We start from the raw sequence: 26,496 nt of genomic DNA, 5'->3' as shown, positions 1-26,496 counted from the left end.
CGATTGAAGGCCGTGCGGCCGATCCCTATGACCGGTTTGGCATTGCTCCGAATGCAAGGATTTAACCGATGGATGATCGTCCGGATGTCGAGGCCAGCGCCCAGAAGCTTGCCACGTCGATCGAAGCCAGCAGCCTGCGTGAGCAGCTGGCAACAATCAAGATAGCGCTGACCAGCTCGCCGGTGCGAAAACAATTGCTTTGGGCAGCGATCGGCATCGTCGCCGTCATCGTGGCGAGCTCGATCGGGCAGGTTCTGCTCAATCGCTGGAACCAGCCTTTCTACGACGCGCTGGCGCGGCGCGACATGCCGGCTTTCCTGCATCAGCTTCTGGTCTTTGCCGGCATCGCCGGCGGGCTTGTGGTGCTCAATGTCGGCCAGACCTGGCTCGACCAGATGCTCCGCCTGAAGCTGCGCGAGGCGCTGACGCTCGACCTGATCGACGAATGGATGCGGCCGGCGCGTGCCTTCCGGCTGACCCATGCCGGCGCCATCGGCGTCAATCCCGACCAGCGCCTGCAGCAGGATGCCGGGCATCTCTCCGATCTTTCCACCGGTCTTGGCATCGGCCTACTGCAGTCCTGCATCCTGCTTGCCTCGTTCGTTGGGGTCCTGTGGTCGCTGTCCTCCGGCTTCGTCTTCCACATAGGCGGCCATTCGCTGGCCATACCCGGCTACATGGTCTGGGCGGCGATCCTTTATGCCGGCACCGCCTCCTGGTTGAGCTGGCTGGTCGGGCGACCGTTGATCCGCTTCAACAACGATCGCTATACGCGTGAAGCGGAGCTGCGCTCCTCGGTGGTTCGCGTCAACGAGAATGTCGATGCCATCGCGCTGGCGCATGGCGAGGCCGATGCCAGGCGCCGGCTCGAATTCGATCTCGGCATGGTGCTGGGCGCCATGCGGCGCATCTACAGCGCCCAGATCAATCTTTCCTGGGTTACCGACACCTATGGCTGGATCACTGTCGTCGCGCCGATCCTAGTCGCCTCACCGGTCTATTTCGCCGGCGATATCAGCTTTGGCGGCTTGATGATGGCAGTCGGCGCTTTCAACCAGGTCCATTCGTCGCTGCGCTGGTTCATCAACAATATCGGCGGCATCGCCGATTGGCGCGCTACGCTGATGCGGGTCGCCGACTTCCGCATCGCGCTTGCCGATACCGACGCGCTGCACCATACGGAAAGGCGCATTTCGTTCGGCGAAAACCCGGACGGCAGCCTGACCTTCGAGAAACTCGAGGTCGCCTCGCCGGAGGGATGCACCAAGCTTGCCGAGCCGCATGTCGAAATCCGCGCCGGCGACCGGGTCATGATCACCGGAGATCCGGGCGCCGGCAAGACGCTGTTCTTCCGGGCCATTGCCGGTCTGTGGCCATGGGGCAGCGGACGGATCGGCATGCCGGCCGGAGAAGCGCCGATCTTTGTTCCGCGTACCCCCTATTTCCCGCTCGGCAAGCTGCGCGAGGTGCTCAACCATTCAGACGGCGCGGCGGAGGCGAGCGATGCCGAGATCTCGGAGGTGCTGGCCGATGTCGGGCTGCAACGCCTGTCGTCCTCGCTCGATCGCTCGGCGCGCTGGGAGCGTGAGCTCAGCGACGACGAGCAACGTCTGCTGGCCTTTGCCAGGCTGGCCTTGCGACGGCCGAAATGGGTGATCATCGACGAGGCGCTGGACGCGTTCGACGGCCCAACGCTGAGACAAGTGCTGTCGATGCTGGAGAAGCGCCTTCCCGACGCCGCGATCCTCAATATCGGCCGCGGCCAGCACAATGGCCGCTTCTTCCGGCGGGCGTTGACCATCGTCAAGGATGCCGGCCAACCGCCACTCAAGCCGGCCCGTATCAGGGCAGGTGCCATCGAACCGCCCCCGGCGATCGCCTCGACCGGCCGAAAGAAATAGAAGGCAAGCTTTATTTCGCCGCGATCGCGGCGAAAAACTGTCGCGATCGTTTCAGATGGGAACGTTCCGATCGGCCATGCTTGACGCTCTCGCCCTGCTCGCCTGCCTTGCCTGCACCCCGGCGGCACCTGCGGCCGCGCCGGCCAATGCAATTGCCGTCGATGTCGAGCTGGTGCTGGCCGTCGACATCTCGCAGTCGATGGATGAAAGGGAGTTTGCCCTGCAGCGCGCCGGCTATGTCGCGGCGCTGCGCCACCCCGACTTCATCAACGCCGTGCGCGCCGGCACCTTCGGCCGCATCGCCATCGCCTATTTCGAATGGGCCGGCACCATCCGCGACGATGCGGTCATTGCCTGGCAGATCGTCGACAGCAAGGAGAGCGCCAACGCTTTCGCCGACAAGATCGCGGCCCGCCCGTTCAGGAGCTTTCGCGGCACCTCGATTTCCGGTGCTGTGGCTTTCGGCGCCGAGCTTTTCAACGGCACGGCCTTCACCGGCAAACGCCGCGTCATCGACGTCTCGGGGGACGGCCCAAACAACACCGGCTTGCCGGTCACAACGGCACGCGATGCGGCGCTGGCGAAGGGCATCGTCATCAACGGGCTGCCGATCCTGATCAGCCCGTCACCCACTTTCAGCCATCTCGACCGGTATTATGCCGAATGCGTTACCGGCGGGCCGGGCTCGTTCGTGCTGCCGATCTATGCTGCTTCCGAATTCGCCACCGCCACTCGCCGCAAACTGATCCTCGAGGTCAGCGGCATCGAGTATCCCAAGGTGGATCCGAGGACGATCCGCATCGACGCACCGATCGACTGCCTGCAAGGTGAGCGCGACCGAAGGTTTTTCTCGGACCCCTATTTCCCGGAACTTGACCGATAAGGCTGGCCCAGGGGTAAGCTAGGCTGGTGGCAGGCCGAAGGCCGGGAACAGAGATGGCCCGAGCGGCCCTATGAAGATCGTCAAGGAAGCGATCCCGCCCTCGGCTGCGTCGAACACATGCAGGGAATGGGCCCGCCATTCAGGGCCATCGTGGCTGCGGGAATAAACCCCGACCGCCGGCTGGGCATTGGCGCGGGTGGCCAGCGTGCGGAAGCCGCCAAACCTCGGCCAGACGGTCTCGAAGAAACCGCGGATCGCTTCGCGGCCTTGATACCATTCACGCCAAGGCGGCATGGTGTAGATGGCGTCCTCACGCAGCAGCTCGATCAAGCTGTCGAGATTGGCGGCCTGCCAGGCCTGCATGTAGCGTTCGAGCAGCAGGCCTTCTTCGGGGCTGGGCCGTGATCGGCTGGCCGGCCGTCCCTGAGGATAGCGCGCCGCCAGCGTTGCGCGGGCCCGTTGCAACGCGCTGTTGATCGAAGCCGTCGATCCGCCCAGCAAACGCGCCGTCTCGACAGCCGACCATCCGAGGACGTCGGCAAGCAGCAGCGCGGCGCGCTGCCTGGGCGGCAGATCCTGGATCGCCGCGACGAAGGCGAGCTGGACGGCCTCGCGGCTCTCGTAACGGGCTTCCGGACCTGGCTCGCTGCCGGCAACGTCTGGAAGCTCGGCGTCGGGGTAGGGCTCCAGCCAGGCGATGTCGGCTACAGGCCCGCCTATGGCCGCCCCGTGCGAGGGCTGCCGTCCGGGTTCCCGGAGAATGCGACGCGCCCTCGACCTCGCCTTGATGGCGTTGAGGCAAGCGTTGGTCGCGATCATGTAGAGCCAACCGCGAACCGAACCTCGCCCGTCGAACTCCGATCTTGCGCGCCAGGCGCGAAGCAACGTGTCCTGGACGAGGTCGTCGGCCTCGTGCAGCGAACCCATCATGCGATAACAATGCAGCTTGAGCTCGCGGCGATGCGCGGCCGTGACCTTCTCGAAGGCCAGCCGATCGAGGATCGGCTGGCGTGATGGTTGCAGAGGTGGTTGACCGTTTGTCATGTGGCTTCTGCGGTTACGAGCGAGCGTTGCATTACGCGCCCCTCAGGCGGCCGGGGCAAGCCCGCTACCGCTCACCATGAAGGAACTGCCTTGCGGCTGGCCGGTGGCGAGTGCGACCACCGCCCGTCCGACATCGGCCGGCGTTTGCATGTCGGTCATGGCGGCGATGAAGTCCGCCGGCTGGATGCCCATATAGGCCGCTATGCTGTCGACGCCGGCTTTGCCCACGCCGGTTTCCGGCATGATGCGCATCGGCGCGAGCGCCATGAAGCGCAGGCCGAGGCCAAGCCGGTCGGCCTCCTTCTGGCTATGACCGGCCAGGAACATCTGCATGCGTTTTGCGCCAGCATAGCCGCCGGCGTTCGGTGGTCCGCCGGTCAAGGCCGCGCCGCTGGAGATCAGAACGATCCGGGTCCCCGGCTTGAGCGGACGCCGCAGAGCGGCCCGGCAAAACAGGAACGACGCCTTGACGTCCGTGTCCCAATTTGCCGAGAACGCCTTCCAGTTCTGTTCATGCACCGGCGCAGAAGGCGCCAGCGCACCTGCGCAGATCACCAGTACGTCCGGCTCAAGCGCGGCGAAGACCTTATCCGGGGCGGAGTCCATCGTAGCATCGGCCGCAAGCGTCTTCACGCCCGAGACCTCCCAGGCAAATTGCGCCAGGGCCTGTTTTCCGCGGGCGACGGCCAGCACCGTCGCTTTCTCCTTGAGGGCGGCCTCCGCGATGGAGCGGCCGACACCACGGCTGCCTCCGACGACGACGACATTCTGATTTTGCAACGATCCCATGGATCACCTCTCTATTCCCGGCCGCCGGACCATCCAGGCGCGCTCATCGATAAGGACAGCGCAGGTGGGTGGAAATCATCGGTGCCAGGCGGAAATATCTTTCCGCTGACGGCAGCGGCGCGTCGGTTTTGTATTCAGTGTCATTACCTCGGGGGTAATCGACCTGTGCGCGACGTCTCGGCAAACTGCTCCCATCAAGCCGGTTGTCCGGCCTTCGACCACAAGGAGTTACGCCATGACCGCCTACGCCGTCGCCCATATGCGCCAGGTCACGCCGGGACCGCAGATCGCCGAGTACCTGCACAAGATCGATGCCACGCTGGAACCGTTTGGCGGCCGCTTCGTGGTGCACGGAGGCGAGGTGGAAGTCGTTGAAAACACCTGGCCGGGCTATCTCATAGTCATCGAGTTTCCCAACCGGCAGCAGGCACGTGCATGGTACGACTCGCCCGCCTATCAGGAGATATTGCCGCTGCGTACCAGCAATTCCCGGTCCGACGTGGTCTTCGTTGATGGCATCCAGCACCCGCACAAGGCCACGGACGTGCTTGAATAGAGGGAATGATCGGGTACAACCGGCGTCTATGGTGCCGCCATCTATCTGGCGGCACCGAATTTGGATCGCGTCTGCATCGGCAGCTTCACCGCCCCTGCAGCACCTTGATCGCGTTGGACATGTCGCCATGCGACAATGCAGCCAGGTAATCCGAGTAGTTGATCCTGCCGTTCGCGAAGCCGTTCATCAATCGCGTGCAGAACGTGTGTTCCAATCCGGCATCCGGGACGTTCATGAGCGCGGCGAGGTTTGCCCTTTCAACCTTGCCGAACCGCATCTTGAATTTGGTCATGCACCGCTGGATCGCCTGCCGTTTCAGCGCCGGGCTGCCGCTCAACGCGACTTGTCCATTCTGGAAATCGGTCTTCGACGTCGTGCATCCGGAAATCAAAGTGGCCGACATCAAAGCTGTTGCTAATACTAACGTCTTCATTGCTTCCCCCAAACCAACCCGTTTGAGACCTGTTAAAGCAACAAAGAATGCCGGGCAACTTCATTGGATTGAAAATTGAAAATATGGTTTCTTGCGCAGGTCTGAGGTTCGTTGCTTCTGCCTGTCAAACCTATCGTTTCAGCAGGAATACCGCTTGCTGGCCGAAAAAGTTCCAGAACCACCAAGGCATGGAGAAGCCGATCCGCTGGCCGTTGGCGTCGAGCGCGGTTGCCTTTTCCACCGTCGCGCCAAGCTCGTCGCACAGATTGACGAAGTCGCGAATGGTGCAGAAATGGATGTTGGGCGTGTCGTACCAGGAATAGGGCAGGTCCTTGGTCACCGGCATGCGGCCGTTGAAGAGCAGCGAAAGGCGCACCCGCCAGTGGCCGAAATTCGGGAATGAGACGATGGCGCGGTTGCCGATCCGGAGCAGTTCGTCGAGCACCAGCTTCGGATTGCGGGTCGCCTGCAAGGTCTGCGACAGAACGACGAAGTCGAAACCCTTGTCGGGATAGAATTGGAGATCCTTGTCGGCATCGCCTTGAATAACCGACAGGCCGCGCGCCACGCATTCGTTGACGCCGCGCTGCGACAGTTCCAGCCCGCGGCCATCGACCTTCTTGGTCTCCTGCAGCAATTCGAGCAGCAGGCCGTCGCCGGAACCGACGTCCAGCACCCGCGACTGCGGCGGGATGAGATCGGCGACGACTTCGAGGTCGACGCGCTGGGCGCGGTTGACGCTCATGCCTTCGGCTCCTGCCTGGCGCATGATCCTGATCCGAACGGTCCGCAACTTTTCGGGGTCATGCGCCGAGCCCTCTCGCCCGCGCGGCCGAGGCGATGAAGCCCTTGATGGCGGCGAACAGTTCCGGTTCGTCGAGCAGGAAGGCGTCGTGGCCGCGGTCGGTCTCGATCTCGACGAACGATACCGAGGCGCCGGCTGCGTTCAGCGCGTGCACGACCGAGCGGCTCTCCTCGGTCGGGAACAGCCAATCGCTGGTGAACGAAACCAGGCAGAAGCGCGTCTTGGTGCCGGCGAAGGCATCGGCCAGCCGGCCGCCATGGTCGGCGGCGAGATCGAAATAATCCATCGCCCGCGTCATGTAGAGATAGGAGTTGGCATCGAAGCGATCGACGAAGGTCATGCCCTGATGGCGCAGATAGCTCTCGATCTGGAAGTCGGCATCGAAGCCGAAGGTAAGCGCTTCGCGGTCCTGCAGGTTGCGGCCGAACTTGCGGTGCAGCGCTGCTTCCGACAGATAGGTGATGTGGGCGGCCATGCGCGCCACCGCCAGCCCCTTTTCCGGCCGCTTGCCATGCTCGAAATATTTGCCGCCATGCCAGTCCGGGTCGGCCATCACTGCCTGCCTGCCGACCTCGTGGAAAGCGATGTTCTGCGAGGAATGGCGGGCACCGGTGGCGATCGGCAGCGCCGAGAAGACGCGCTCCGGATAGCTGGAGGCCCATTGCAGCACCTGCATGCCGCCCATCGAGCCGCCAAGCACGCTGAACAGCTGTTCGATGCCGAAATGCTCGACCAGCATCAGCTGCGCCCGCACCATGTCGCGGATGGTGATGATCGGCAGGTCGAGCCCGTAGGGCTTGGCGGTGGCGGGATTGGTCGAGGCGGGGCCGGTGGAGCCGAGACAGCCGCCGATGACGTTTGACGAGATGACGAAGAAACGGTCGGTATCGATGATCTTGCCGGGACCGATCAGCACTTCCCACCAGCCCGGCTTGCCGGTCACCGGATTGGTGTTGGCGACATGCTGGTCGCCGGTCAGCGCATGGCAGACGAGGATGGCGTTGGAGCGCGCGTCGTTGAGCGTGCCATAGGTCTGGTAGGCAATCTGGAACGGCGACAGCAGCGTGCCGGCGTCGAGCTTGAGCGGCTTGTCGGCGCCGAAACGCAACACCGGGCTCGACGGCTGGTCGGCCTCGTTGTTGGTTTTTCGCGCGCGCAAAGCGACCATCACATCTCCTTGCCCGGCCTTCAGTTGTCCACCGGTCTGGGCAACAAAAAACCGGCCATGCCTTCGCAAAGCCGGTTACAAGATGCAAACGGCCCTTTAGCAAGTTGTTTAACGTGGCTGCAAGCCGACCGGCCAAATCACCACGGAACTGTAGCCGTTCTTCTATGACTCGCGCATGGCTTCGTCAACGGCAAGTTCTTGATCCCGAATTGCCGGCCCTCGACATTCCGGGCCACGGCTTGTATTTCCGCTGCGGCTTCCGGATGGAGGCACTCTCGACGGATTTCATGAAATGAGTCAGACACCGGATCAGACACGTCCAAAGCCCCGCGCCGGCATCATGGACATCGAAGCCTATGTGCCCGGCAAGAGCGCGGCGCCTGAAGGTGTCGCCAAGGTCCATAAATTGTCGGCGAACGAGAACCCGCTCGGCCCTTCGCCAAAGGCGATAGAGGCCGCGCGCGCGGTCGCCGACAAGCTCGCGGTCTATCCCGACGGCAGCGCCATGCGCCTGAGGGAAGCGATCGCCGAGGTGCACGGGCTCAACCCGGCGAACATCGTCTGCTCCAACGGCTCCGACGAGATTCTGGGCCTGCTGGCGCAGACCTACCTCGCGCCCGGCGACGAAGCCATCATCACCGAACACGGCTTCATGGTCTACAAGATCTACATACAGTCGGCCGGTGCCGTCCCGGTGACGGTCAAGGAGACCGATGAACGCGCCGATATCGATGCGATCCTCGCCGCGGTGACGCCGGCTACCCGGATCATCTTCCTTGCCAATCCAAACAATCCAACCGGCACCTACTTGCCGTTCCAGGAGGTGCGCCGCCTGCATGCCGGCCTGCCGCGAAACGTGCTTCTGGTGCTGGATGCAGCTTACGCCGAATATGTCCGGCGCAACGATTATGAAGCCGGCGTCGAGTTGGTGGGCAGCGCGGAAAACGTGGTCATGACCCGCACTTTCTCCAAATTGGGCCTGGGCGGGGCGCGGATCGGCTGGATGTATGCGCCAATGCACGTCATCGACGCGATCAACCGCGTGCGGGGACCCTTCAACGTCAATGCGACGGCAATCGAGGCCGGCATCGCGGCGATCCGCGACCGTGCCCACATCGAACGCAGCGTCGCGCACAACGAGACCTGGCTGGCCTGGCTGAGCGAGCAATTAAGCGGGCTCGGGCTGCGGGTGACACCGAGCGTCGGCAATTTCATCCTCATCCACTTTCCCGAGGACAAAAAGCATTCGGCGGCGGCCGCCGACGACTACCTCAGTGCGCGCGGCTACATATTGCGGCGCGTTTCCGGGTACGGTTTTCCCAACGCGCTGCGCATGAGCATCGGCACCGAAGAGGCCAATCGCGGCGTTGTCGCAGCACTCGCGACATTCCTGAAAAGCTAGAACACCATGACATCACCGATGTTCGAAAAAATCGCGCTGGTCGGCATCGGCCTGATCGGCTCGTCGCTGGCCCGCGTCATCCGCCGCGAGGGGCTCGCCGGCCAAATCGCGATTTCGACGCGCAGCGAAGCGACGCTGGCACGGGCGAGCCAACTCGGCCTTGGCGACACCTATACGACGGATGCGAAAGAGGCGGTTCGCGATGCTGATCTGGTTATCGTTTCGGTGCCGGTCGGTTCTTCCGGTACGGTCGCCGCGGAGATCGCGCCGGCGCTGAAGAAGGGCGCCATCCTCACCGATGTCGGCTCGACCAAGGCGTCGGTGATCGCGCAGATGCAGCCGCACGTGCCTGATGGCGTGCACTTCATCCCCGGCCATCCTTTGGCCGGCACCGAAAAATCGGGACCGGACGCCGGTTTTGCCGAACTGTTCGAGAACCGCTGGTGCATTTTCACGCCGCTGCCCGGCACCGATCCCGCAGCACTGGAAAAGCTCTCGGAATTCTGGCGCCGCTGCGGCTCCAACATCGACACGATGGACCCGCAGCATCACGACATGACGCTGGCCATCGTTTCGCACCTGCCGCATATTATCGCTTACAACATCGTCGGTACCGCCGACGATCTGGAGTCGGTGACCAAGTCCGAGGTCATCAAATACTCGGCTTCCGGCTTTCGCGACTTCACCCGTCTCGCGGCGTCCGACCCGACCATGTGGCGCGACGTCTGCCTGCACAACAAGGACGCCATTCTCGAAATGCTGGCGCGGTTTTCCGAGGATCTGTCCTCGCTGCAGCGGGCGATCCGCTGGGGCGACGGCGAAAAACTGTTCGACCTGTTCACCCGCACCCGCGCCGTCCGCCGCTCGATCATCGAGGCCGGCCAGGATATCGACGTACCGGATTTCGGCCGCCAGGCAGTCGAACACCCGCCGAAGGGATAAGCCGCGGCAGGCCGATCGCAGGCCAGCCTGGCTTAGAGCGGTTCATCGTTTCACAGAAACGCCGAACGGCTCTATCTCTTTGTTTTGCGCAATTCCGGACGGAAAACCGTTTCACACTTTTCCTGGAATTGCTCTAGTCGAGCGGCTTGATCTTGCCGAGCGGGATGAAGCCGAGCGAGGCCTTGCCCCTGACGATCTTGAGCGGCATCGACGGCTGGTTGCCGAGGAGCGCCAGTCCGGCAAAGCCGGTCTGGATCTCTTTCTTCTGCTCGGGGATGGCGGTGGCGAGGATTGCCGCCACGGCCTTTGGATCATTGAGCCTGATCGTCAGGTCGGCATTTATGAGACCGTCGTCATCGACCGACAGCGGTCCGGAAACGGTGATGCGCGCAGTTCCGGACGACAGATCGAGCTCGTGGATTTCGGCCGCCTGGCCGCGCAGGCTCTTCGGATTTGCCTTGATCAGTGTCACGCCGTTTTTCAGCGTGACGTCGCCGCTGCCGTCGAGCGGCGGCAAGACGCGCCCGCCGATGGCCGCTGCGTCGATTTCAAGATCGGTGAAATTGCCGGCAGAGTCGATGTCCGGGCCGTTTGGGCGCAATTGTCCGGTGGCGGTTCCGGCGCTGAACAGCGAGACGGGATCGGTGTCGTCTGCCGGATCGGTCTGGCCGGACAGGCCTTCTGCCTGCAGCGAGAGGCGTCTCGGCAGCGGCCAGGACAGCTTCATGTCGGCCCGCAGATCATCCCAGTCGATCCAGAGCGGGGTCATGCCGGGAACAGAGGTCCTGAGCGGCCCCCTGAGCTCGGCGGCAGGCGACAGAAGGCGGGTGATCTGCGTGGCGGCGTTGATCTTGCCTGTCGATGCCGCGACGTTGCGGCTGTCGTCCTCGTAAGCCAGGCTGTCGCAGGAAACGGTGAAGCTGAAGGGATAGCCGCTGACCGCGAGATTGGCGCAGTCGGCCTTGATGCCTTTGTCGTCGAGATCGGCGACCGCCTTTTTGGTGGCGCTCTCGACCAGGTCCGCCAGGTAGAACCAGCCCGCGCTGTAGATGCCGAACAGCACGAGGATGAAAGCGGCAAGCCACAACAGGCGGCGACGTTGGCTGGGCGGCGGGCGCTCGTCACTTGACGTCATGCTGCGGCTTTCGTTAACGCGGGGTGGCACGGGCGGGCTGTCGCTTGCGGCACCAACAGGTAGACGGACTGAAACACCACCGGTGAGGTGGTCGTCACAATCAGGCTTGGCGATATGGGCGATTTTTGGGTTTTTGGCTACGGCTCACTGATCTGGCGACCGGGATTCGCACATGTCGAGACGCGGCGCGCCCGCCTGCATGGCTACCGCCGTTCGCTCTGCGTCTATTCTTTCGTGCATCGCGGCACGCGCGAACGGCCGGGCCTGGTGCTCGGCCTCGACCGCGGCGGCTCCTGCATCGGGCTGGCGTTCCGGGTTCCAGGCGAGCTGCGCAACGAGGTCATTACCTATCTGCGCGAACGCGAGCTGGTCACCAACGTCTATCTCGAACGTGTGCTCAGCGTTCGCCTCGACAAGGGTGAAACGGATGGGGGCAAGACGGTCGACGCCGTCGCCTATGTCGTGGACCGCAGCCATGAGCAATATGCCGGTGCGCTCGACCCGGCCGAGGCGGCGGCCGTCGTTCGCGGCGCCGTCGGCCAATCGGGGAGGAATGAGGATTACGTGCTCAGCACGCTGGAGCACCTCGAAGCACTGGGTATAAGCGACCACTGGCTGGAAGACGTGACGAGACGGATCGCGACGTAGCGCCTTTTGTCGTTACCATGATGTTTTCGGTGTCGTGACGCGGGCTACATCCTGAAAATCTGTTTTCCAAGATCGGCGCGATCCAGACTGTTTGCCACGGCAAGCTTGAACTCGGTCAGCGGGTGGAGACCGCCGACAGGAACGTGGAAGCCGGGCTGGCCGAAGGTGTCGATAATCTCGCATAGGACAGGCCGGTCGGCTTCGGCAGGCGGCGAAAAGAAGTAGCGATAGATATTCGCCCTGATTTCGACGCCGCTCAGCAACACGTCGAAATTGTGCAGTTCGAAGCGCTCGGCACTCATTCCGCCATTGATCACCATCTGCCCGCCGAGCGCCAGGGTGCGGATCAATTCGCCGCTGACAGGTCCGCCGACATTGTCGATAATCCCATTCAATCCGGCGCCGCCGGTGATATCCATCACCGCTTCCCGGATACTTGCCTTCAAGTCCGAAAGGTCAAGAATGGCGGCGGCGCCAAGCGTCTTCAGATCGAAGCTTTGGTGCGAGCGCCGCACAAGCGCGATGACGTTGATGCCGCGTCGTTGGGCGAACTGCATCACCATTGTCGAAATCGACGAATAGCCGGCCGTGACAGCCAGCCACTGGCCAGGCCGCACACGGGAATCCACCAGCAGATCCCACGCGGTAATGGGGTTCACCATCTGCCCGGCGCGTTCGACAGGATAGCCGGCAGGCAACGGGATCAGCCATTCGGCGGGAATGGCGGCGTACTCGGCCCAGCTGCCATAATAGCTGAACGCGACAAGCATCCCCGGTTCCAACCCGACGTTCGCGCCAACGGCTTCGACGATGCCGGCGCCATGGTTTCCGGCGATCTGCCGGGGAAAATGCGGCTTCTTCGGTTCGGGATAGAGGTTCTGGATAAACAGGAAGTCGCCCGGATTGATCGAGGCCGAGACCATCCTGACCAGCACCTCGCCGTCGCTGATCCGTGGCATCGGCAGGTCATCCATGTAGAGCACGTCGCGCGGCGAACCGATGGCGTCAAATACAATTGCTTTCATGCCGGTCTCCATAACAAACGATCCGAGGCCAACAGTCTGAGCCCCGGCCAGACCGTGCCGAGACTTGCGTCGGCGCGGCGGAACCTATGGCCGGCCGGCAAAGGTCTGAATTGGCAGATTTGACAATCTATGTGCCAAACTTGCCAGATCGTTTCTTCAGAGGCTGCTGGTTTGGATGCCCGGGACCAGCGCCTTGGGGCCGGACACGGCGCGGCGGGTCGCGGCTTTGTGAAGCGCCGGCGGGCTGGAAAAGAGGCTATGCGTTTGACGTCGCCACGGCGCGACATAGGTTAGCCCGATCGGCGGCTCCCATCCGCCCCAGCATGAATCACCATGGAGATCAGCCTTGCAGAAACGTCGTCTCGGTCGCACCGACCTATCCATCGCGCCATTGGTTCTGGGCGGCAATGTGTTCGGCTGGACCGCCGATGAGAAAACCTCGTTCGACTTGCTCGACCGCTTTGTCGACGCCGGTTTCAACGCCATCGACACGGCCGATTCCTATTCGCGCTGGATTGCCGGCCACCAAGGCGGCGAATCCGAAACCATCATCGGCCGATGGATGAAGAGCCGTGGTAACCGCGACAAGGTTGTCGTCATCACCAAGGTCGGTTCGGATATGGGACAGGGCAAGAGGGACCTGTCCGCCGCCTATATCGAAAAGGCCATCGATGCTTCGCTGAAGAGGCTGCAGGTCGATAGCGTCGATCTCTATCTGTCGCACTGGCCCGACCCGGCGACCCCTTATGAGGAAACGCTCGGCGCTTACCAGAAACTGCTCGACAAGGGCAAAATCCGTTATGCCGGCGCTTCCAACCTCGACGCCGCCCAGTTGCGGGCCGCACTTGACGTAGCAAGCCTGCGCGGCCTGCCGCGCTACGAGGTGCTGCAGCCGGAATACAACCTTTACGACCGCTCGTCCTTCGATGGTCCGCTGCGCGATCTGTGCGCGGCCGAGGACATCGGCGTCATCACCTATTTCAGCCTCGCGAAGGGGTTTCTGAGCGGCAAGTACCGGAGCGAGGCCGACCTCGGCAAAAGCCCGCGCGGTGGCGGTGTGAAAGGCTATCTCAACACCCGCGGCATGCGCATTCTCTCAGCGCTCGACGCGGTGTCGGCCAGACATTCGGCCAAGCCGGCGGAAGTGGCGCTTGCCTGGGTCATGGCGCGGCCCGGCGTCACCGCCCCGATCGCCAGCGCGACGACGCTCGACCAGCTCGACAGCCTGATGCGTGCCGCGTCGTTGCAGCTCAGCCCGGACGATATCGCCGAGCTCGACAAGGCCAGCGCGTAGCCGCGCACGATCATTCAAGACCGGCGCCGCTGCCTTGCCCTACCGTCCCTGCCTCGTCACAGGATGCAGGGACGCCGCATGGCCGGACAGGGTCTTCTCGATCAGCAGCTATGGCAGCGATTGCTGGCGCTTGTGTTGGCGTCGGCCATCGTCATGGGCAGCCCGGGGCCGGCGACGATAAGCGTCACCGCGATCGGCGCCGCGTTCGGCCTGCGCGGTTCGCTGCGCTATGCCTCGGGAATCGTTGTCGGGACGGTTCTCATGCTTTTGGTGGTGGCGACGGGCATCATGGCCGTTCTCACCGCGCTGCCGAAGCTCGCAGTGCTGTTGGCGGTCGCGTCAGCAGCCTACATCCTCTATCTGGCGTTCAAGATAGCGACGGCGCCGCCGCTGGCGGCACGCATTGGTGGGGCGGCACCTCCCACTTTCCTGGGCGGGTTCCTTCTGGCCGTTGCCAATCCGAAAGCCTATGTGGCGATTGCCGCCGTGTTCGCCGGCGCGTCTCCTGGCGCCGGCGGTCTTGCTATTTCAGCCAAGCTGGCGGTCCTCGCCTTGATGATTGCTGCCATTCATCTCTTGTGGCTTCTCGCCGGCGCGGCTTTTGCACATTTGCTGCGCAAACCGCTGGCGTCGCGGATCATCAATCTGGTGTTTGCCGTGACGCTGGTTGCAACAGCCGCCCTGGCTGCCTTGCCGTGAGCCTTTCCGGCATGCGCGGCAGGTGTCTCAGCCTTTCAATTCAGGTTTCGCATCGAGCTCACCAAGCCGTTTCATTGCCGTCGGCGGCATCGGCGGCGGGTTCGGCGTCTGTGCCGCCTCGACGAGAAGCTGGTCGCAGGCGGCTTCCGTCTCGCCGATCAGCCGTTGCATGAATTCGTCCTTGCCGAGGCCGGGCGGGATCGGTGGCAGGAAGCGCGCCTTGATCGTGCCGGGATAGCGCAGGAATTTGCGGCGCGGCCAATAGAGACCGGCAACGTGGGCGACCGGCACCACCGGAATGCCAAGCTGGGCATAAAGTTCGACGATGCCGTATTTGTAGACCGGTTCGTCGCCCGGCGCCCGGCGGGTGCCCTCGGGGTAGATGATCAGCTGGCGCGGATTGCGCGCCAATTCCTGTTTGGTCGCGGCGATCACCGTCTTCAATGCCTTCGAGCGGCTGCCGCGGTCGACCGGAATCATCCGCATCTTCAAAATGTACCAGCCGAAGAACGGGATCCAGGTCAGCTCCCGTTTCAATATGTAAACGGGATCGTCGAGATAAGGCAGGAAAGCGATCGTGTCCCAGAAGGACTGGTGCTTCGGCGCCAGGATAAAGGAGCCGCCAGGCAGGTTTTCCCGGCCGGTGATCTCACTTCTGGTGCCGGCGATCTTGTCGTAGAGCCACATGCTGGTGCGCGACCAGAATTTCGGCACGAACCAGGCGCGATGGCGTGGCGACAGGAAATAATACGGGGTCCAGAGGATCATCTGGACGATCAAATTGAGGTAGAAGGCGAGATTGAACGCCAGCGAGCGGAAATACAGCATACAGCAAGTGCCCGGTGAGGAGGTGTGCGTTGGTTACACCAAGCGCCCGCAAAAAGGAAACGCTGCGAGGCGGGCGATCGGCCCGGCCTTGCGAGGGCCGTCTTCGTCACGTTTCCCACGCGGCCTGCAGCAGGCGCTGTCTCAGGCGCGGGGCGGCGAAGTCGAGGAATGCGCGCAGCTTCACCGGCAGTAGCCCCTGGCCGGCATGGACGAGGCTCACCGGCCATGGGTCTGGCTCAAACTCTTGCAGCACCGGGCGCAGCGTACCCGACCGGACTGCGGCGGCGATCTGATAGGAAAGCAGCCTCGTCACGCCGACGCCGGCAATCGCCGCATCGATTGCCGCCTCAGCGGTGTTGACCCGCAGCCGGGAGCGGATCGGCACGCTGAATTCGGTCTTGCCGGTGGCGAAGCTCCAGGCTGCGGCGGTGAGCCCTTCGAAGGTGATGGCACTGTGTGCTGCAAGCTCCTGCGGCGTTTTCGGTGTGCCGTGCTCGGCGAGATAGGCCGGGCTCGCGCAAACGACGCGGCGGATTGAACCCAGGCGGGTGGCGATCAGGTTCGAATCGGCAAGCTCGCCGATGCGGATGGCGAGGTCGATGTGCTCTTCGACCAACTGGGTTATCCGGTCGGCGAGTGTCAGCCGCACACCTACCTCAGGATAGACGGAGAGGAAGCCGGTGACGACCGGCAGCACATGCAGGCGGCCGAAGACGATCGGCGCAGTGACGATCAGTTCGCCGGTCGGGGCGCTGTATTCGCCGGCGGCTATTCGCTCGGCCTCGCCGACCTCATCGAGAATGCGACGACAGGCGGCGAGATAGGCGTGGCCTGCATCGGTCAGCGACAGCTGCCGCGCCGAGCGGTTCAACAGCCGTGTCTTCAGGTGCTTTTCCAGGTCCGAAACCTTGCGGCTGACCGTCGTCAGCGGAATGCCGAAGCGGCGCCCGGCAGCCGAGAGGCTGCCTGTCTCCGCCGCGGCAACGAAAAGCGACATGGACTGGAGGCGATCCATAGCTCTCCCGAAAATTTGCCCTTCCGGAAAACGGAAGGATGGATTGCAGATATGGCATCTGCATCTCGAAGATGGAAGGACGTATTTTCCTGACTAGCAATGCAGCGCAGCTCGGCGCTTGAGGAGGCTTCCATGAACGCTCACACCAGCGATGTTGCTTTCACCCCGACGGTGAAGGCGATTCAGGCGCGCAAGGGCTCGCGCCAGGCCTATGCCCGTGTCGAGGAGCGTGGCGGCTGGCAGGCGGCAATTACGCCCGATCTCGCCGCCTTCATCGAGGCGCAGACCAGCGTCTTTCTGTCGACCGCCAATGCGGACGGGCAGCCTTACATCCAGCATCGCGGCGGGCCTGCCGGTTTCCTCACGGTGCTCGACGAACGGACGATCGGCTTTGCCGATTTTTCCGGCAACAGGCAGTTCATCACCCAGGGCAACCTCAGCGACAACCCACAGGCTTTCCTATTCCTGATCGATTATGCGCACCGGCAGCGCATCAAGATCTGGGGCAAAGCGCAAGTCGTCGAGGGCGATGCCGAGCTGACGGCAAAGCTGATGCCGCAAGACTATAAGGCGCGACCCGAGCAGGTCATCCTGTTTACGGTTTCGGCTTGGGATTCAAATTGCTCGCAGCACATCCCGCAGCGTTTCGAAGCGGCCGACGTGGCGGCGGCGCTGGGCGAACGCGACAAGCGCATCGAACGGCTCGAACAGGAGATCGCACGCTTGCGATCGGATGCAGCAGCCAGGGAATAAGAGCCAGGGAATAAAAGTGCCGGTGCCGTTCAGCTTCCGCCTGCGGCGTCGGCCAGCGCGACGCTCTCGGTTTGCTTCACCGGCATGATGCCGCGCGCCAGCGCCAGCAGGTATTTGTTGTATTCGGTGAACAGCACGCGCAGCGCTTCCGGCTTGGTCAGCCAGCCGCCATTCTCAAGGTTGGTGTTGACCACCGGATAGGGCTCGAGCCTTGCGCCGTGCAGCAGCCGGCCCATTTCCAGCAGGCTGCGCGGCATATGATAATTATTGGTGACGAGAATGACGGTGCCGTAGGCATGGTCCTCGACCCATTTGGCACTTTCCTCGGCATTGCCGATCGTGTCGAGCGCGGCGCGGTCGATGTCGACGCAGCAGGAAAACAGCCTCTTGTCGCCGCCGGTCGCGGCCTGAAGCTGGCGGCGGCTGGCGGAGGGATGGACGCCGCTGATCAGCAGCCGTTCGCCCTTGCCTAAGGCAAGCAGGCCCATCGCAGCGTCGAGGCGCGATTGGCCGCCGGTCAGCACGATGATAGCGTCGGCCCTTGCCGGATTGACGGGCGTAGTCAGGCGGCTGACGGTGTTGGCGAACCAGCCGAAGCCGGCGACAAACAGCGCCATAAAGGCGAGCAGAAGGAGAGCCGAGATGCGCAAGGAGCGGCCTGCCAGCAGCCGCCCCTGTTTGGCAAACTGATCCGGCTTGGCAAATTCATCGGGCTCGGCGAATACAGGCGGGCGCGCAACCAGCACTGGCATGCATCCAGCGGTATCGGTCGAGTCCCGAACGTCCATCATGAAATGGTTAATCCCGAAATACGGCCTTTGGTAGGAAAAAAATGCAATTTTCGTGACGATGCGTTTTCATCCGTGATCGATCTTTCCTTTAGCCGGCGTCCGGCTGGCGAATGTCGATGTCGCTGAGATAGGTAACCACGGTGACATGGGAGGTTGCCGCCGTCAGCGCGCCGATCACCAGCACCATGACAGCGACCCCGAGATAACCCGCCGAGCCGATGGCGAAATTGCCGAACAGGGCGGTCGCCTGGTCGGCCTGCGGCGTTGCCATGTTGTGTGACGACCACCAGGAGAAGACGATGAAGACCAGGATCGCCGCGGCGCCGCCTGCCGCGGCGCCCTTCATGCCGGTGACCAGAAAATGCCGGCGGAATTCGCGCGCGATGAAGCGCGCCTCGGCGCCGACGAAATGCAGCACCTCGATGATGTGGCCATTGCCGGCCATGGCGCCGCGCGTCGCGAATACAACGGTCAGCACCGTCGCCGACAGCATCAGCGCCAACACTGCGATACCGATCGTTACCGTGGTGCGGGCCATGGCAACTAGCCGGTCGACCCAGGTGCGATGATCGTCGAGCGAGGCACTCGGCAGCTTCGGCGTGATTGCCGCGCGCAGTGCGGCGAAATCGGGCGGACTATTCTCGTCGATGGTGATGATGATCAAGCGCGGCACCGGCAGCTCATCGATGTTCAGGCCCGAGCCTAGCCAAGGCTCGAGCAGTCGGGCCGTTGCTTCGCGATCGATGATCCTGGCGCTTTTCACGCCAGGGAATTCGCCGGCGATCTGCGAGGCCAGCGCAAGTGCGGCCTCCATGTCGAGGCCGTCGACCGGCTTGATCTGGATGGTCGCTTCGCGCGAGATCTGGTTCTCCCAGACGGAGGCGGTGTCACGCACCAGCGTGACTGCGCCAAACGTCAGACAGGACAGAAACGTCATGATGGCAATGACCAGCACCAGCGCCCGGCCGGCGATGTTCTGCGCCGGCACGATCGGCGCCATTTTGCGCTGGACGCGGGGCTTTGCCGCCGCGGAGTCCTGACCCTCGAAATGTTCGACGGAGAGCTCAGTCATAGATGTCCAGCCTTCCGCCGGCCAGGATCATTCGCCGTGCGTCCACCTGTTCCATCAGGCCGAGGTCGTGTGTGGCGATCACCACGGCGGTGCCCAGCCGGTTGAGCTCGATGAACAACCGCAGCAAGCGTCGCGCCAGCGGCGGGTCGACATTGCCGGTCGGCTCGTCGGCGAGCAGGATCTCGGGCTGCTCGATCAACGCCCGGGCAATGGCGGCGCGCTGCTTCTCGCCGCCAGACAGCACCGGTGGCAGCACATGCATGCGCTCGCCGAGGCCGACCCATTTCAGCAGCTCGGTGACGTCAGTGCGATAGGTCGCCTCCTCGCGGCCGCGCACGCGCAGCGGCAATGCCACGTTCTCGTAGGTGGTCATATGGTCGAGCAGGCGAAAATCCTGGAACACCACGCCGATGCGACGTCTCAGATGCGGCAATTCGGTGCGCGAGATGCGCGAGCGGTCCTTGCCGAAAATGGTGATCAGGCCGCGCGTCGGCTTCAGCGACATGAACAAAAGCCGCAGCAACGTCGTCTTGCCGGCGCCTGAAGGTCCGCTCAGGAACTGAAAGGAGCGCTCCGGAATGTGCAAGGAGATGTCGCGGAGAATCTCCGGACCCATGCCATAGCGGAGGCCGACATTTTCGAAGCGGATCACTTTCGGCGACCTGAAATTCTCGGCGGCAAGATGCCAGCCCTTTCTGTGGAAAGACCATCGGCCGGCATGGTTAACCGACGGTTAATTTGGGGGCTTTTCGAGCGAGTCACAGGGGTTCCGGTGGGGAAGCGTTAACCATTTCCGTTTACCCGAAAGAAACGAACAGCGAACAGGTGCGGTAGTGTTGGGCCATGATGGCTGAGGATCGAACCGCGCGCCCGGTTTCCGGCGAAATCATGACCGATCCGGCCGCCGAGCCGGAACGCATCATGCGCGACGTGACCGCCGAGGTCATCGATGCCGACTATGAGGTGCTGCCCCGCCATTTTGCACGTCAAGACTTTGCGCCGCCGCCTGCGCGCATGATTTCCATGCCTTCGATCGAAGGCATGGACATGTTGCGCAAGCCCGAAACCGCCGTCGAACGGCCGTTGTGGGTGCATGGTGGGCCGATCTTCTGGATTGTCGGCGTCGGTGCCGTCTTTGCCGCCTTCTGGATTTCGGGCGGCCATGCGCTGGTTCGTTAGAACGGCGCCAGAAAATCAACAGGTCACCAGATAAACGATTCGCGACGCGCTGGGACATCCGACCGTTCGCGGGCGCCCTGCGAAAGATTTGGCCTTGCCAGACGGCACGACATGCCTAGAAACGGGTTGAAGACCGTTTCGGTCGGCTTCGCCTACAAAGGCGATCATTTCTGGAAGGGCAGCCAATGCCAGTTGTGCGCGGCAAGGACATCGAAGTCCTGTTTTCGGCGTCCGCCATCGCGCGGCGGAACCTGGAACTTGCCAAGGAGATCGCCGGGCACGACTACCACGACCTTCTGGTAATCTCGGTGCTGAAGGGATCGTTCATCTTCGCCGCCGATCTTATCCGTGCCATGCACGATGTCGGCCTGTCGCCGGAGGTCGAGTTCATCTTCATCTCCAGCTATGGCGCCGGCACGACCAGCGGTGAGGTGAGGGTGCTGCGCGACATCGACAACGAGGTCGCCGGCCGCGATGTGCTTTTGATCGACGACATTCTGGAATCCGGCAAGACGCTGAGTTTCACCCGCGACCTCATGCTGTCGCGCGGCGCGAGGAGCTGTGCCATCGCCGTGCTGCTCGACAAGCGCATGCGCCGCCAGACCACGCTCAACGCCGACTATGTCGGCTTCGACTGCCCCGATTATTTCGTCGTCGGTTATGGCATGGACGTCGCCCACGCGTTTCGCGAATTGCCCTTCGTCGGCATCGTCAAGGGCGACGCTTGAAGTCTTTTGATAATTCTACTCCGGCGGCCACCTGCCGGTGCTCTCGGACTCGAACGTCCGCTCCGCTCCGGTTCTCGAAAACCACGCCATCTGACTCGGCGGAGCGAATTCTGAAAAGGCCTCATCGACCTTCAGCGCCTTCAGGAAACATCAACTTTTCCCCGCCAAATATCTTGCCCATGGCAAAGCTCCTGATCGTCGAGGACGATGAATCCGTCCGCACTCTCGCCGCTCGTGCGCTCGAACGTGCCGGGCATAATGTCACTGTCGCCGCCGACGGCGCACATGGCCTTTCTCTGATCCGGGCGGCGCAAGGGAGCTATGACCTTGTGCTGTCCGACATCCGCATGCCGGAGATGGACGGCATCGAGATGGCCAAGGCGGCAGCAGCGCTGTTCCCGGCGATGAAGATCATGCTGATGACGGGCTATGCCGACCAGCGCGAGCGCGCCGAGGAATTGGACGGCATTATTCTCGACGTCGTGCAAAAGCCGTTCACGCTGGCTGAAATCCGCGCCCGCGTCGAACAGGCGCTCGCCTGCTTCGCCTAAGCCCAAGGCCGACCGCCTTCAGGCGGGGTCGCAGGTCGCCGCAATGGCTGGCGCGCCGCTCAGGCGCCGGCTGGCATTGAGCGCAAACAGGCCGGCGCCGATGATGAGGGCTGCGCCTGCCGCCGTCGCTGGTCGCGGCACTTCGGCAAAGAACAGAAAACCCCATAGCGGCGACCAGATGATACCGGTGTATTCGAAGGTGGCGACGCTGTTGGCGGGCGCCAGCCGGTAGGCCTGCGACAACAGGATCATGCCGGCCGAGGCAACGAAGCCGCATGCCCCCATCTTGAGGAGATCCGGCGTCGCCGGCCAGACCCATGGCCGGACGAGGAATTCGAGACTCGGATGCACGGCGTGGTCAATGCCTGCCAGCCAAAACAATGCCGCCACCAAGGCGGCGCCGACCAGATAGGCGCCGTTCTGATAGAACGCCATGACAGTCGAGGATTCGGTGTCGCCGATCTTGCGTGCCATCAGCTGCGAGAAACCGTAGAGCAGAGCCGAACCTAGCGACAGCAGCGCTGCCCAGTCGAACAAGCCGGCGCCCGGGCGCACCATCACCAGCACGCCGAGCATGCCGACCAGGACGGTGGCGAGCGCCTGCCAGGACACGCGTTCGCCGAGATAGGGGCCGGCCAGCGCCATGATGAACAGCGGCGCCATGAAATAGAGCGCCACCGCGTCAGCCAGCGGCAGGGCGGCGATTGCCAGATAGTAGGCCGTGTAGGAGGTGAACTGGATGAAGGCGCGCATCGTCAGCATGCCGAACCGCTTCGACAGGATCGCCTGCAATCCGACATCGGCGTGGACGAGCAAAACCAGGATCGGCAGGGCGACGATCGAGCGGATCGCCATCACCTCGGTGACCGGATAGTGGCTCGACACCGCCTTGACCAGCGGGTCCTGCAGCGAAAAGACCAGCACGCCGAGACAGAGGCTGAAGATGCCGAGCACAAGCCGATTCTGCATAGGCGCTCCTGTCTCCCGCGTGCGTGGCCGAAGGCAGGCCTGCATCCGGGTAAAAAGAACCCGCCACCGTTTCGGGCAGCGGGTACGAGTGAGGACTTTTGATTGGTCCGCAGCCGATTTCGCGGCCGCATATCCAATGGGTAAGGCGACTATCGTCCGCCGTTTGACATGTTGCAAACGAATTGGAATGATGCCAGAAATCAGATTTTCTTATGGCGGGCACATGCGACCCAATCTCGACAGCGACCTGTTGCGCACCTTCGTGGCGGTCGCCGACACCGGCAATTTCACCAAAGCGGCGGAGCGGGCCGGCCGCACCCAGTCGGCAGTCTCGATGCAGATGAAGAGGCTCGAAGGCATGATCGGCGACAGCCTGTTCGAGCGCGGGTCGCGCGGTGTAGCGTTGACGCAGCGCGGCGGCGAACTCATCGCCAACGCCAGGCGTATCGTTTCACTGCTCGACGAGACGGCGGCATCGATGGTCGCGGCGCCGCTTGGCGGGCCGGTGCGCATCGGTATCCCGGAGGAATATGGCCACGCGATCCTGTCGCGGGCACTCGGCGTCTTTGCCAAGCGCCATCCTCAGGTCGACATCACCGTCCGCTACGCGCATTCCGGTGCGCAGATCGCGGCGCTCGCCGCCGGCGAGCTCGATCTGGCGGTGGTGTTCGAATGGCAGGATCTGTCAGGCGGTGAGGTGCTGATGCATGACCCAACCGTATGGGTGACGTCGGAGCTGCATCACATGCATGAGGAGCGGCCGGTGCCGATCGCGCTCTACAACCGTGCCGGTTGGTGCAAGGATTTCGCGATAAAGTCGCTGGAACAGCGCGGTCTCGCTTATCGTGTCGCCTACACCAGCGATACCAATGGCGGCCTGCGGCTCGCCGTCACCTCCGGATTGGCGATTGCGCCGATCTCGCGCAGCAACATCCCGGCCGGCTGCCGCGAGCTTACGGCCGCCGACGGGTTCGGCGACATCGATTCCTCGAACGTGGTGCTGCGGCGCAATGCGAACGCTTCCGGCGAGGCAATCGACGGCATGGAAGAGGCGATCCGCGAGGCTTTCACCAACCGTTAAAGCATGCCACTCAGCTCGGCGCTGGCGGCCACCACGGACTGCGCGCGGCGATCTTCCGAATACAGGCAGCCTTACTTCAGCTCCAGCAACCGCTCCAGATAGCTGCGCTCGATATCGGGGCTGAGTGCGTTGCCGAGCCGCTTGCGGATCGCTTCGAGGATCTGGCGGGCACGCTGCACGTCGATCTCGTCGGGCACTCTCACCGAACTTCCGTCGTCGGGACCCTCGCTGGTGCGAGGCCGCCCGAGCGGGTCACGGTCGGCATTCTGCTGGCGTCCGCCCTGGCCGTTGCCGCCCTGGTCGCCTTGCATCGCCTGCAGTTGCTTCATCATGTCCTTGGCGCCCCTGCGCAAGGCTTCCAATGCGCGGCCCTGGTGACCGACGGCCTGGTCGCCTTCGCCCTCGCCGAGCGCCTGTTCGGCATTGCCCATGGATTTGCCGGCCTCGCCAAACCCCTCATTGGGGTCGAGGCCCATGCCTTCGAGGCTCTTCCTCAATTGATCGAGCTCGCTCTGCAGCTTGCCCTGGCCCTCCTGCAATTGCTTCAGCGCGTCAGCAAATTCCTGCGGCGTCATCGGGTTCGGCCGGCCGAGCGGATCGCGGTCGTCACCTGGGCCGGGCTTGCCCTCTTCGCCCATCGGGCCTGGCTCACTGTTCTCGCCGAGCTGCTCGTCGCGGTTCTGCCCGCGCTGTTGCTGGCCGCGCTGCATCTGGTCCATGCGGAAAGTGTCGTTCATCATCTCCTGCTGGCGCCGCATGATTTCGCCCAGCTTGTCCATCTGCTGGCGCATCTCGCTGTCCTGCTGGCCGCCTTGCTGCTGGCGGCCTGCCTGCAGATTGTTCATCATATCCTGCAGCTCCGACAGCAATTGCTGCGCCTGGTCGCGATTGCCGGATTTCGCCAGGTTCTCGATCTGGTCCATCATGCGGTCGATGTCGCTCTGGCGCAGTTCCTGGCCGTTCTGCTGCATCTGTGGCGCATTCGGATTCTGCTGCGCCCGCGCCGCGAATTCCTGCAGGAACTGGTTCATCGCCTCGCGCAGTTCCTTGATCGCCTTCTCGATCTCTTGGTCGCTGGCGCCGTTCTTGATCGCGTCCTGCAGCGCCTGCTGCGCCTGGCGCAGCCGCTTCTCGGCCGCCGACAGATTGCCTTCCTCGATGCCGAGCGCGATCTCCCAGAGGTAAGCGACCTCGTCGCGCAACTGGTCGTCGCTGTCGGCCATCTTCAGCCGGGTGCGGGCGCTCATGATGGCGAGATAGTGCGTCATGTTGTCGAACGTGTCTTCGGGCCTGAGCGTGATCGCATCCATCAGGTCGAGCACGCGGTCCTTGGCATAGGCGTCGAGCGCCAGCATGCGGCGCTGCTCGACCACAGCCCGCGCCAACGGGTTGGAGAATGGCCGCTCCGGCATCACCAGCATCTTGGTTTCGCTGGTCGCCGTGTGTCCGGCACCGTCGGTGACGACAAGCGACAGCTTGACGTTGCCACCGGCCCAGACATGGTCGGTCAGATCCTTCGTCGTCTTAGCGGCATTGGCCTTGCCGCCGCGGCGCGGCAACGTCAGCGGCATTTCCGGCGGGCCATAGAGCGGATGCGCGTTGGGCACTTGCGGATCGGCCAATGCGAAAACCGCCTTGGCGGAGGCCGCGCCATAGTCGTCGTCGATCTGGTAGTTGAGTTCGAAGGCGCCGTTGACGGCGCGCTTCGGCTCGCCGACAAAGCGGATCTGCGGCGGCTTGTCGGGAATTATGGCGAAGGCCCAGCGGCCGAGCTCGCCGTCGCTGGACTGCAGCGTCAGCGTGCCGTCGGCGGTCAACTTGCCGCTGAACTGGCGCACGGTGGAAGGCGTTGCCGGACTTGCCTCAGTCTTGGCGGCTTGCGGCCCGGTCGGATCGATGGCGCGGGTGTTGCCGCCGGTATCGGCGTAGCTCAGCGTTTCCTCGCCCGAACCGCCGGTGACGCGCAGCGACACATCGCTGCCCTCCGGAACCGTGAAGGTCGGCGACGCTTTAGTGGCGTTGTTGGCCAAGACGGGGGCGTTCAGGAATACCGGCGGCCTGCCGGTATAGGCCGGCGGCGTCACCCAGGCATCAATGCGCGGCGGCACGACGTCGCGGGCGGCACGGGCAACAAAACCGTCGCTCAGCCTGCCGCCCGATGGCCCGAAGGAGAAGGCAAAGGCAGTGACCAACAAAAGCGCGGCAACGGCGCGCAGCGCCCACGGGTCGCGTTCCGGCACGCGTGTGCGCGGCACGTCGCCGCCAAGCTCGCCCAGCCGGTCCGCCATGCGCCGCTGATGCTCGCGCCACAGGGCTTGCGAAAAAATGCTTTCCTTGCCGCTCGGGCGATCGGTCTGGACCTGCACCGGGCTGTGCAGCAAACGGTTGGCCGCCTCGATGCGGCGGTCGACCTCGGCCCTGGATGGCGTGCGGAAGAAACGCAGTGGATAGAGTGCGGCAAGCGCTGCGACGCCGAATGCCGTGATAAGACCGATCCGCGCCAGATCGGGCAAAAATGGGAACAGGCCGAGCCACGAAATGCTGAGGAACAGGCTGGCGACGATGATCAGTGGCAGCAGCAATGGCCAGCCGCGTTCGACGATTATCGAGACCTGCGTCCCCAGCCGGCTCAAGGCAAGGCGCCTGGCCAGACTGCGATCGCTGGTGAAAATGGGTCGTTGTGTCATCGGCCCTTCCTGGCCGGGCGGGATAGCCCAGGCCTCACGAGTCTATCGCATGGGCCCGAAAAGTCGATTTTCGGGAAGCACGATGCGAAGACCTAAAATCTTAGCGCGTACTTCGTGC

General features: G+C 63.3%; 28 protein-coding genes and 1 riboswitch. Of the genes, 14 read left to right on the top strand and 14 right to left on the bottom strand.

What is annotated here, in order from left to right; genetic code table 11:
* Positions 1 to 68: 68 nt before the first annotated feature.
* Both NKH33_RS05240 and NKH33_RS05235 read left to right on the top strand, forming a co-directional pair.
* Positions 69 to 1,901 (top strand): ABC transporter ATP-binding protein/permease, encoded by a 1,833-nt coding sequence (locus NKH33_RS05240; RefSeq protein WP_352683100.1) that lies wholly within the window; start codon positions 69 to 71, stop codon positions 1,899 to 1,901.
* 76 nt (positions 1,902 to 1,977) lie between these two features.
* Positions 1,978 to 2,784 carry a DUF1194 domain-containing protein gene (locus NKH33_RS05235; RefSeq protein ID WP_352683098.1) on the top strand — a complete coding sequence of 269 codons (807 nt, stop codon included), beginning with the start codon at positions 1,978 to 1,980 and terminating at the stop codon, positions 2,782 to 2,784.
* 18 nt (positions 2,785 to 2,802) lie between these two features.
* On the opposite strand, the gene NKH33_RS05230 is transcribed toward NKH33_RS05235, so the two are convergent.
* Positions 2,803 to 3,828, bottom strand: a complete 1,026-nt coding sequence (locus tag NKH33_RS05230) for an RNA polymerase subunit sigma-70 (RefSeq protein WP_352918407.1) — start codon at positions 3,826 to 3,828, stop codon at positions 2,803 to 2,805.
* A gap of 42 nt (positions 3,829 to 3,870) precedes the next feature.
* Positions 3,871 to 4,617: an SDR family NAD(P)-dependent oxidoreductase gene (locus NKH33_RS05225; protein ID WP_352683094.1), complete on the bottom strand. Its 747-nt coding sequence runs from the start codon at positions 4,615 to 4,617 to the stop codon at positions 3,871 to 3,873.
* 235 nt (positions 4,618 to 4,852) lie between these two features.
* Here NKH33_RS05225 and NKH33_RS05220 point away from each other — a divergent pair, with 235 nt between their 5' ends.
* Positions 4,853 to 5,173 carry a DUF1330 domain-containing protein gene (locus NKH33_RS05220; protein ID WP_352918405.1) on the top strand — a complete coding sequence of 107 codons (321 nt, stop codon included), beginning with the start codon at positions 4,853 to 4,855 and terminating at the stop codon, positions 5,171 to 5,173.
* 85 nt (positions 5,174 to 5,258) lie between these two features.
* Here the strand turns inward: NKH33_RS05220 and NKH33_RS05215 are convergent, their stop codons facing one another.
* The gene (locus NKH33_RS05215; protein ID WP_352483502.1) at positions 5,259 to 5,465 is read right to left on the bottom strand and encodes a hypothetical protein; all 207 of its coding nucleotides are present in this window, start codon (positions 5,463 to 5,465) and stop codon (positions 5,259 to 5,261) included.
* Between NKH33_RS05215 and NKH33_RS05210 the strand changes: the two genes are divergently transcribed.
* The gene (locus NKH33_RS05210; RefSeq protein ID WP_352616055.1) at positions 5,464 to 5,685 is read left to right on the top strand and encodes a hypothetical protein; all 222 of its coding nucleotides are present in this window, start codon (positions 5,464 to 5,466) and stop codon (positions 5,683 to 5,685) included. The genes NKH33_RS05215 and NKH33_RS05210 overlap by 2 nt on opposite strands.
* 51 nt (positions 5,686 to 5,736) lie before the next feature.
* Here NKH33_RS05210 and metW read toward each other — a convergent pair whose 3' ends face one another.
* A complete protein-coding gene (gene metW / locus NKH33_RS05205) occupies positions 5,737 to 6,351 on the bottom strand; it encodes a methionine biosynthesis protein MetW (RefSeq protein ID WP_352471435.1) in 615 nt (204 codons plus the stop codon).
* 58 nt (positions 6,352 to 6,409) lie between these two features.
* The gene (gene metX, locus NKH33_RS05200) at positions 6,410 to 7,579 is read right to left on the bottom strand and encodes a homoserine O-acetyltransferase MetX (protein ID WP_292661143.1); all 1,170 of its coding nucleotides are present in this window, start codon (positions 7,577 to 7,579) and stop codon (positions 6,410 to 6,412) included.
* Between the two features lie 76 nt (positions 7,580 to 7,655).
* Positions 7,656 to 7,733, bottom strand: a riboswitch (SAM riboswitch).
* 138 nt (positions 7,734 to 7,871) lie between these two features.
* Here metX and hisC point away from each other — a divergent pair.
* Both hisC and NKH33_RS05190 read left to right on the top strand, forming a co-directional pair.
* Positions 7,872 to 8,981, top strand: coding sequence for a histidinol-phosphate transaminase (hisC, locus tag NKH33_RS05195; RefSeq protein WP_352918403.1), 1,110 nt, complete (start codon positions 7,872 to 7,874; stop codon positions 8,979 to 8,981).
* Between the two features lie 6 nt (positions 8,982 to 8,987).
* Positions 8,988 to 9,923, top strand: a complete 936-nt coding sequence (locus NKH33_RS05190; RefSeq protein WP_352471433.1) for a prephenate/arogenate dehydrogenase family protein — start codon at positions 8,988 to 8,990, stop codon at positions 9,921 to 9,923.
* 133 nt (positions 9,924 to 10,056) lie between these two features.
* Here the strand turns inward: NKH33_RS05190 and NKH33_RS05185 are convergent, their stop codons facing one another.
* Positions 10,057 to 11,058 (bottom strand): DUF2125 domain-containing protein, encoded by a 1,002-nt coding sequence (locus tag NKH33_RS05185; protein WP_352683089.1) that lies wholly within the window; start codon positions 11,056 to 11,058, stop codon positions 10,057 to 10,059.
* Positions 11,059 to 11,172: 114 nt separating this feature from the next.
* Here NKH33_RS05185 and NKH33_RS05180 point away from each other — a divergent pair, with 114 nt between their 5' ends.
* Positions 11,173 to 11,706 carry a gamma-glutamylcyclotransferase gene (locus NKH33_RS05180; protein WP_352616048.1) on the top strand — a complete coding sequence of 178 codons (534 nt, stop codon included), beginning with the start codon at positions 11,173 to 11,175 and terminating at the stop codon, positions 11,704 to 11,706.
* Between the two features lie 44 nt (positions 11,707 to 11,750).
* Here NKH33_RS05180 and NKH33_RS05175 read toward each other — a convergent pair whose 3' ends face one another.
* The gene (locus NKH33_RS05175) at positions 11,751 to 12,731 is read right to left on the bottom strand and encodes a quinone oxidoreductase family protein (protein WP_352820105.1); all 981 of its coding nucleotides are present in this window, start codon (positions 12,729 to 12,731) and stop codon (positions 11,751 to 11,753) included.
* A gap of 346 nt (positions 12,732 to 13,077) precedes the next feature.
* On the opposite strand from NKH33_RS05175, the gene NKH33_RS05170 reads away from it, so the two are divergent.
* Together NKH33_RS05170 and NKH33_RS05165 are read left to right on the top strand one after the other, a co-directional pair.
* On the top strand, positions 13,078 to 14,025 hold the full coding sequence (locus tag NKH33_RS05170) for an aldo/keto reductase (protein ID WP_352918401.1): 948 nt from the start codon (positions 13,078 to 13,080) through the stop codon (positions 14,023 to 14,025).
* 78 nt (positions 14,026 to 14,103) lie between these two features.
* Entirely contained in the window at positions 14,104 to 14,724 is a 621-nt protein-coding gene (locus NKH33_RS05165) for a LysE family translocator (protein ID WP_352918399.1), read from the top strand.
* A gap of 27 nt (positions 14,725 to 14,751) precedes the next feature.
* On the opposite strand, the gene NKH33_RS05160 is transcribed toward NKH33_RS05165, so the two are convergent.
* Together NKH33_RS05160 and NKH33_RS05155 are read right to left on the bottom strand one after the other, a co-directional pair.
* A complete protein-coding gene (locus tag NKH33_RS05160; protein WP_352540198.1) occupies positions 14,752 to 15,552 on the bottom strand; it encodes a lysophospholipid acyltransferase family protein in 801 nt (266 codons plus the stop codon).
* A 106-nt stretch (positions 15,553 to 15,658) separates the two neighbouring features.
* On the bottom strand, positions 15,659 to 16,567 hold the full coding sequence (locus NKH33_RS05155; protein ID WP_352918397.1) for a LysR family transcriptional regulator: 909 nt from the start codon (positions 16,565 to 16,567) through the stop codon (positions 15,659 to 15,661).
* 132 nt (positions 16,568 to 16,699) lie between these two features.
* Between NKH33_RS05155 and NKH33_RS05150 the strand changes: the two genes are divergently transcribed.
* The gene (locus NKH33_RS05150; RefSeq protein ID WP_352471424.1) at positions 16,700 to 17,320 is read left to right on the top strand and encodes a pyridoxamine 5'-phosphate oxidase family protein; all 621 of its coding nucleotides are present in this window, start codon (positions 16,700 to 16,702) and stop codon (positions 17,318 to 17,320) included.
* A 29-nt stretch (positions 17,321 to 17,349) separates the two neighbouring features.
* On the opposite strand, the gene NKH33_RS05145 is transcribed toward NKH33_RS05150, so the two are convergent.
* The 3 genes from NKH33_RS05145 to ftsE all read right to left on the bottom strand — a co-directional run bounded on the left by NKH33_RS05145 (position 17,350) and on the right by ftsE (position 19,835).
* Positions 17,350 to 18,111 carry a YdcF family protein gene (locus NKH33_RS05145; protein ID WP_352918396.1) on the bottom strand — a complete coding sequence of 254 codons (762 nt, stop codon included), beginning with the start codon at positions 18,109 to 18,111 and terminating at the stop codon, positions 17,350 to 17,352.
* An 88-nt stretch (positions 18,112 to 18,199) separates the two neighbouring features.
* Complete coding sequence (locus tag NKH33_RS05140; protein WP_352918394.1) at positions 18,200 to 19,183, bottom strand: cell division protein FtsX; 984 nt, start codon at positions 19,181 to 19,183, stop codon at positions 18,200 to 18,202.
* Entirely contained in the window at positions 19,176 to 19,835 is a 660-nt protein-coding gene (gene ftsE / locus NKH33_RS05135; RefSeq protein WP_023677923.1) for a cell division ATP-binding protein FtsE, read from the bottom strand. Before ftsE ends, NKH33_RS05140 begins: the two co-directional genes overlap by 8 nt.
* Before the next feature lie 236 nt (positions 19,836 to 20,071).
* On the opposite strand from ftsE, the gene NKH33_RS05130 reads away from it, so the two are divergent.
* From NKH33_RS05130 to NKH33_RS05120, 3 genes are all read left to right on the top strand, one after another.
* Positions 20,072 to 20,362 (top strand): hypothetical protein, encoded by a 291-nt coding sequence (locus NKH33_RS05130; RefSeq protein ID WP_352540193.1) that lies wholly within the window; start codon positions 20,072 to 20,074, stop codon positions 20,360 to 20,362.
* Positions 20,363 to 20,547: 185 nt separating this feature from the next.
* Positions 20,548 to 21,090 (top strand): hypoxanthine phosphoribosyltransferase, encoded by a 543-nt coding sequence (hpt, locus tag NKH33_RS05125; RefSeq protein WP_254816654.1) that lies wholly within the window; start codon positions 20,548 to 20,550, stop codon positions 21,088 to 21,090.
* A gap of 179 nt (positions 21,091 to 21,269) precedes the next feature.
* The gene (locus tag NKH33_RS05120; RefSeq protein WP_352691048.1) at positions 21,270 to 21,641 is read left to right on the top strand and encodes a response regulator; all 372 of its coding nucleotides are present in this window, start codon (positions 21,270 to 21,272) and stop codon (positions 21,639 to 21,641) included.
* An 18-nt stretch (positions 21,642 to 21,659) separates the two neighbouring features.
* On the opposite strand, the gene NKH33_RS05115 is transcribed toward NKH33_RS05120, so the two are convergent.
* Positions 21,660 to 22,610, bottom strand: a complete 951-nt coding sequence (locus NKH33_RS05115; RefSeq protein WP_352918392.1) for a DMT family transporter — start codon at positions 22,608 to 22,610, stop codon at positions 21,660 to 21,662.
* A 223-nt stretch (positions 22,611 to 22,833) separates the two neighbouring features.
* On the opposite strand from NKH33_RS05115, the gene NKH33_RS05110 reads away from it, so the two are divergent.
* A complete protein-coding gene (locus NKH33_RS05110) occupies positions 22,834 to 23,691 on the top strand; it encodes a LysR substrate-binding domain-containing protein (protein WP_352471415.1) in 858 nt (285 codons plus the stop codon).
* A gap of 71 nt (positions 23,692 to 23,762) precedes the next feature.
* Here the strand turns inward: NKH33_RS05110 and NKH33_RS05105 are convergent, their stop codons facing one another.
* The gene (locus NKH33_RS05105; RefSeq protein ID WP_352918391.1) at positions 23,763 to 26,378 is read right to left on the bottom strand and encodes a TIGR02302 family protein; all 2,616 of its coding nucleotides are present in this window, start codon (positions 26,376 to 26,378) and stop codon (positions 23,763 to 23,765) included.
* Positions 26,379 to 26,496 lie beyond the last annotated feature (118 nt).

Origin of the sequence: Mesorhizobium sp. M1182, assembly GCF_040318335.1 — a bacterium.
In the GTDB taxonomy this organism is placed as follows: Bacteria; Pseudomonadota; Alphaproteobacteria; order Rhizobiales; family Rhizobiaceae; genus Mesorhizobium.
Note: the sequence above shows the minus strand (reverse complement) of the source record. Positions and strands in the feature narration are given on the sequence as shown.

Coding starts and splice junctions, on each gene's coding strand:
- NKH33_RS05215 (WP_352483502.1), bottom strand. CDS start 5,465: ATGACCAAATTCAAGATGCGGTTCGGCAAGGTTGAAAGGGCAAACCTC.
- NKH33_RS05210 (WP_352616055.1), top strand. CDS start 5,464: ATGCACCGCTGGATCGCCTGCCGTTTCAGCGCCGGGCTGCCGCTCAAC.
- NKH33_RS05140 (WP_352918394.1), bottom strand. CDS start 19,183: ATGACTGAGCTCTCCGTCGAACATTTCGAGGGTCAGGACTCCGCGGCG.
- NKH33_RS05175 (WP_352820105.1), bottom strand. CDS start 12,731: ATGAAAGCAATTGTATTTGACGCCATCGGTTCGCCGCGCGACGTGCTC.
- NKH33_RS05230 (WP_352918407.1), bottom strand. CDS start 3,828: ATGACAAACGGTCAACCACCTCTGCAACCATCACGCCAGCCGATCCTC.
- hisC (WP_352918403.1), top strand. CDS start 7,872: ATGAGTCAGACACCGGATCAGACACGTCCAAAGCCCCGCGCCGGCATC.
- NKH33_RS05225 (WP_352683094.1), bottom strand. CDS start 4,617: ATGGGATCGTTGCAAAATCAGAATGTCGTCGTCGTCGGAGGCAGCCGT.
- hpt (WP_254816654.1), top strand. CDS start 20,548: ATGCCAGTTGTGCGCGGCAAGGACATCGAAGTCCTGTTTTCGGCGTCC.
- NKH33_RS05105 (WP_352918391.1), bottom strand. CDS start 26,378: ATGACACAACGACCCATTTTCACCAGCGATCGCAGTCTGGCCAGGCGC.
- NKH33_RS05160 (WP_352540198.1), bottom strand. CDS start 15,552: ATGCTGTATTTCCGCTCGCTGGCGTTCAATCTCGCCTTCTACCTCAAT.
- NKH33_RS05110 (WP_352471415.1), top strand. CDS start 22,834: ATGCGACCCAATCTCGACAGCGACCTGTTGCGCACCTTCGTGGCGGTC.
- NKH33_RS05235 (WP_352683098.1), top strand. CDS start 1,978: ATGCTTGACGCTCTCGCCCTGCTCGCCTGCCTTGCCTGCACCCCGGCG.
- metX (WP_292661143.1), bottom strand. CDS start 7,579: ATGGTCGCTTTGCGCGCGCGAAAAACCAACAACGAGGCCGACCAGCCG.
- NKH33_RS05115 (WP_352918392.1), bottom strand. CDS start 22,610: ATGCAGAATCGGCTTGTGCTCGGCATCTTCAGCCTCTGTCTCGGCGTG.
- NKH33_RS05120 (WP_352691048.1), top strand. CDS start 21,270: ATGGCAAAGCTCCTGATCGTCGAGGACGATGAATCCGTCCGCACTCTC.
- NKH33_RS05220 (WP_352918405.1), top strand. CDS start 4,853: ATGACCGCCTACGCCGTCGCCCATATGCGCCAGGTCACGCCGGGACCG.
- NKH33_RS05180 (WP_352616048.1), top strand. CDS start 11,173: ATGGGCGATTTTTGGGTTTTTGGCTACGGCTCACTGATCTGGCGACCG.
- NKH33_RS05190 (WP_352471433.1), top strand. CDS start 8,988: ATGACATCACCGATGTTCGAAAAAATCGCGCTGGTCGGCATCGGCCTG.
- NKH33_RS05150 (WP_352471424.1), top strand. CDS start 16,700: ATGAACGCTCACACCAGCGATGTTGCTTTCACCCCGACGGTGAAGGCG.
- NKH33_RS05240 (WP_352683100.1), top strand. CDS start 69: ATGGATGATCGTCCGGATGTCGAGGCCAGCGCCCAGAAGCTTGCCACG.
- metW (WP_352471435.1), bottom strand. CDS start 6,351: ATGAGCGTCAACCGCGCCCAGCGCGTCGACCTCGAAGTCGTCGCCGAT.
- NKH33_RS05145 (WP_352918396.1), bottom strand. CDS start 18,111: ATGATGGACGTTCGGGACTCGACCGATACCGCTGGATGCATGCCAGTG.
- NKH33_RS05130 (WP_352540193.1), top strand. CDS start 20,072: ATGACCGATCCGGCCGCCGAGCCGGAACGCATCATGCGCGACGTGACC.
- NKH33_RS05155 (WP_352918397.1), bottom strand. CDS start 16,567: ATGGATCGCCTCCAGTCCATGTCGCTTTTCGTTGCCGCGGCGGAGACA.
- NKH33_RS05165 (WP_352918399.1), top strand. CDS start 14,104: ATGGCCGGACAGGGTCTTCTCGATCAGCAGCTATGGCAGCGATTGCTG.
- NKH33_RS05185 (WP_352683089.1), bottom strand. CDS start 11,058: ATGACGTCAAGTGACGAGCGCCCGCCGCCCAGCCAACGTCGCCGCCTG.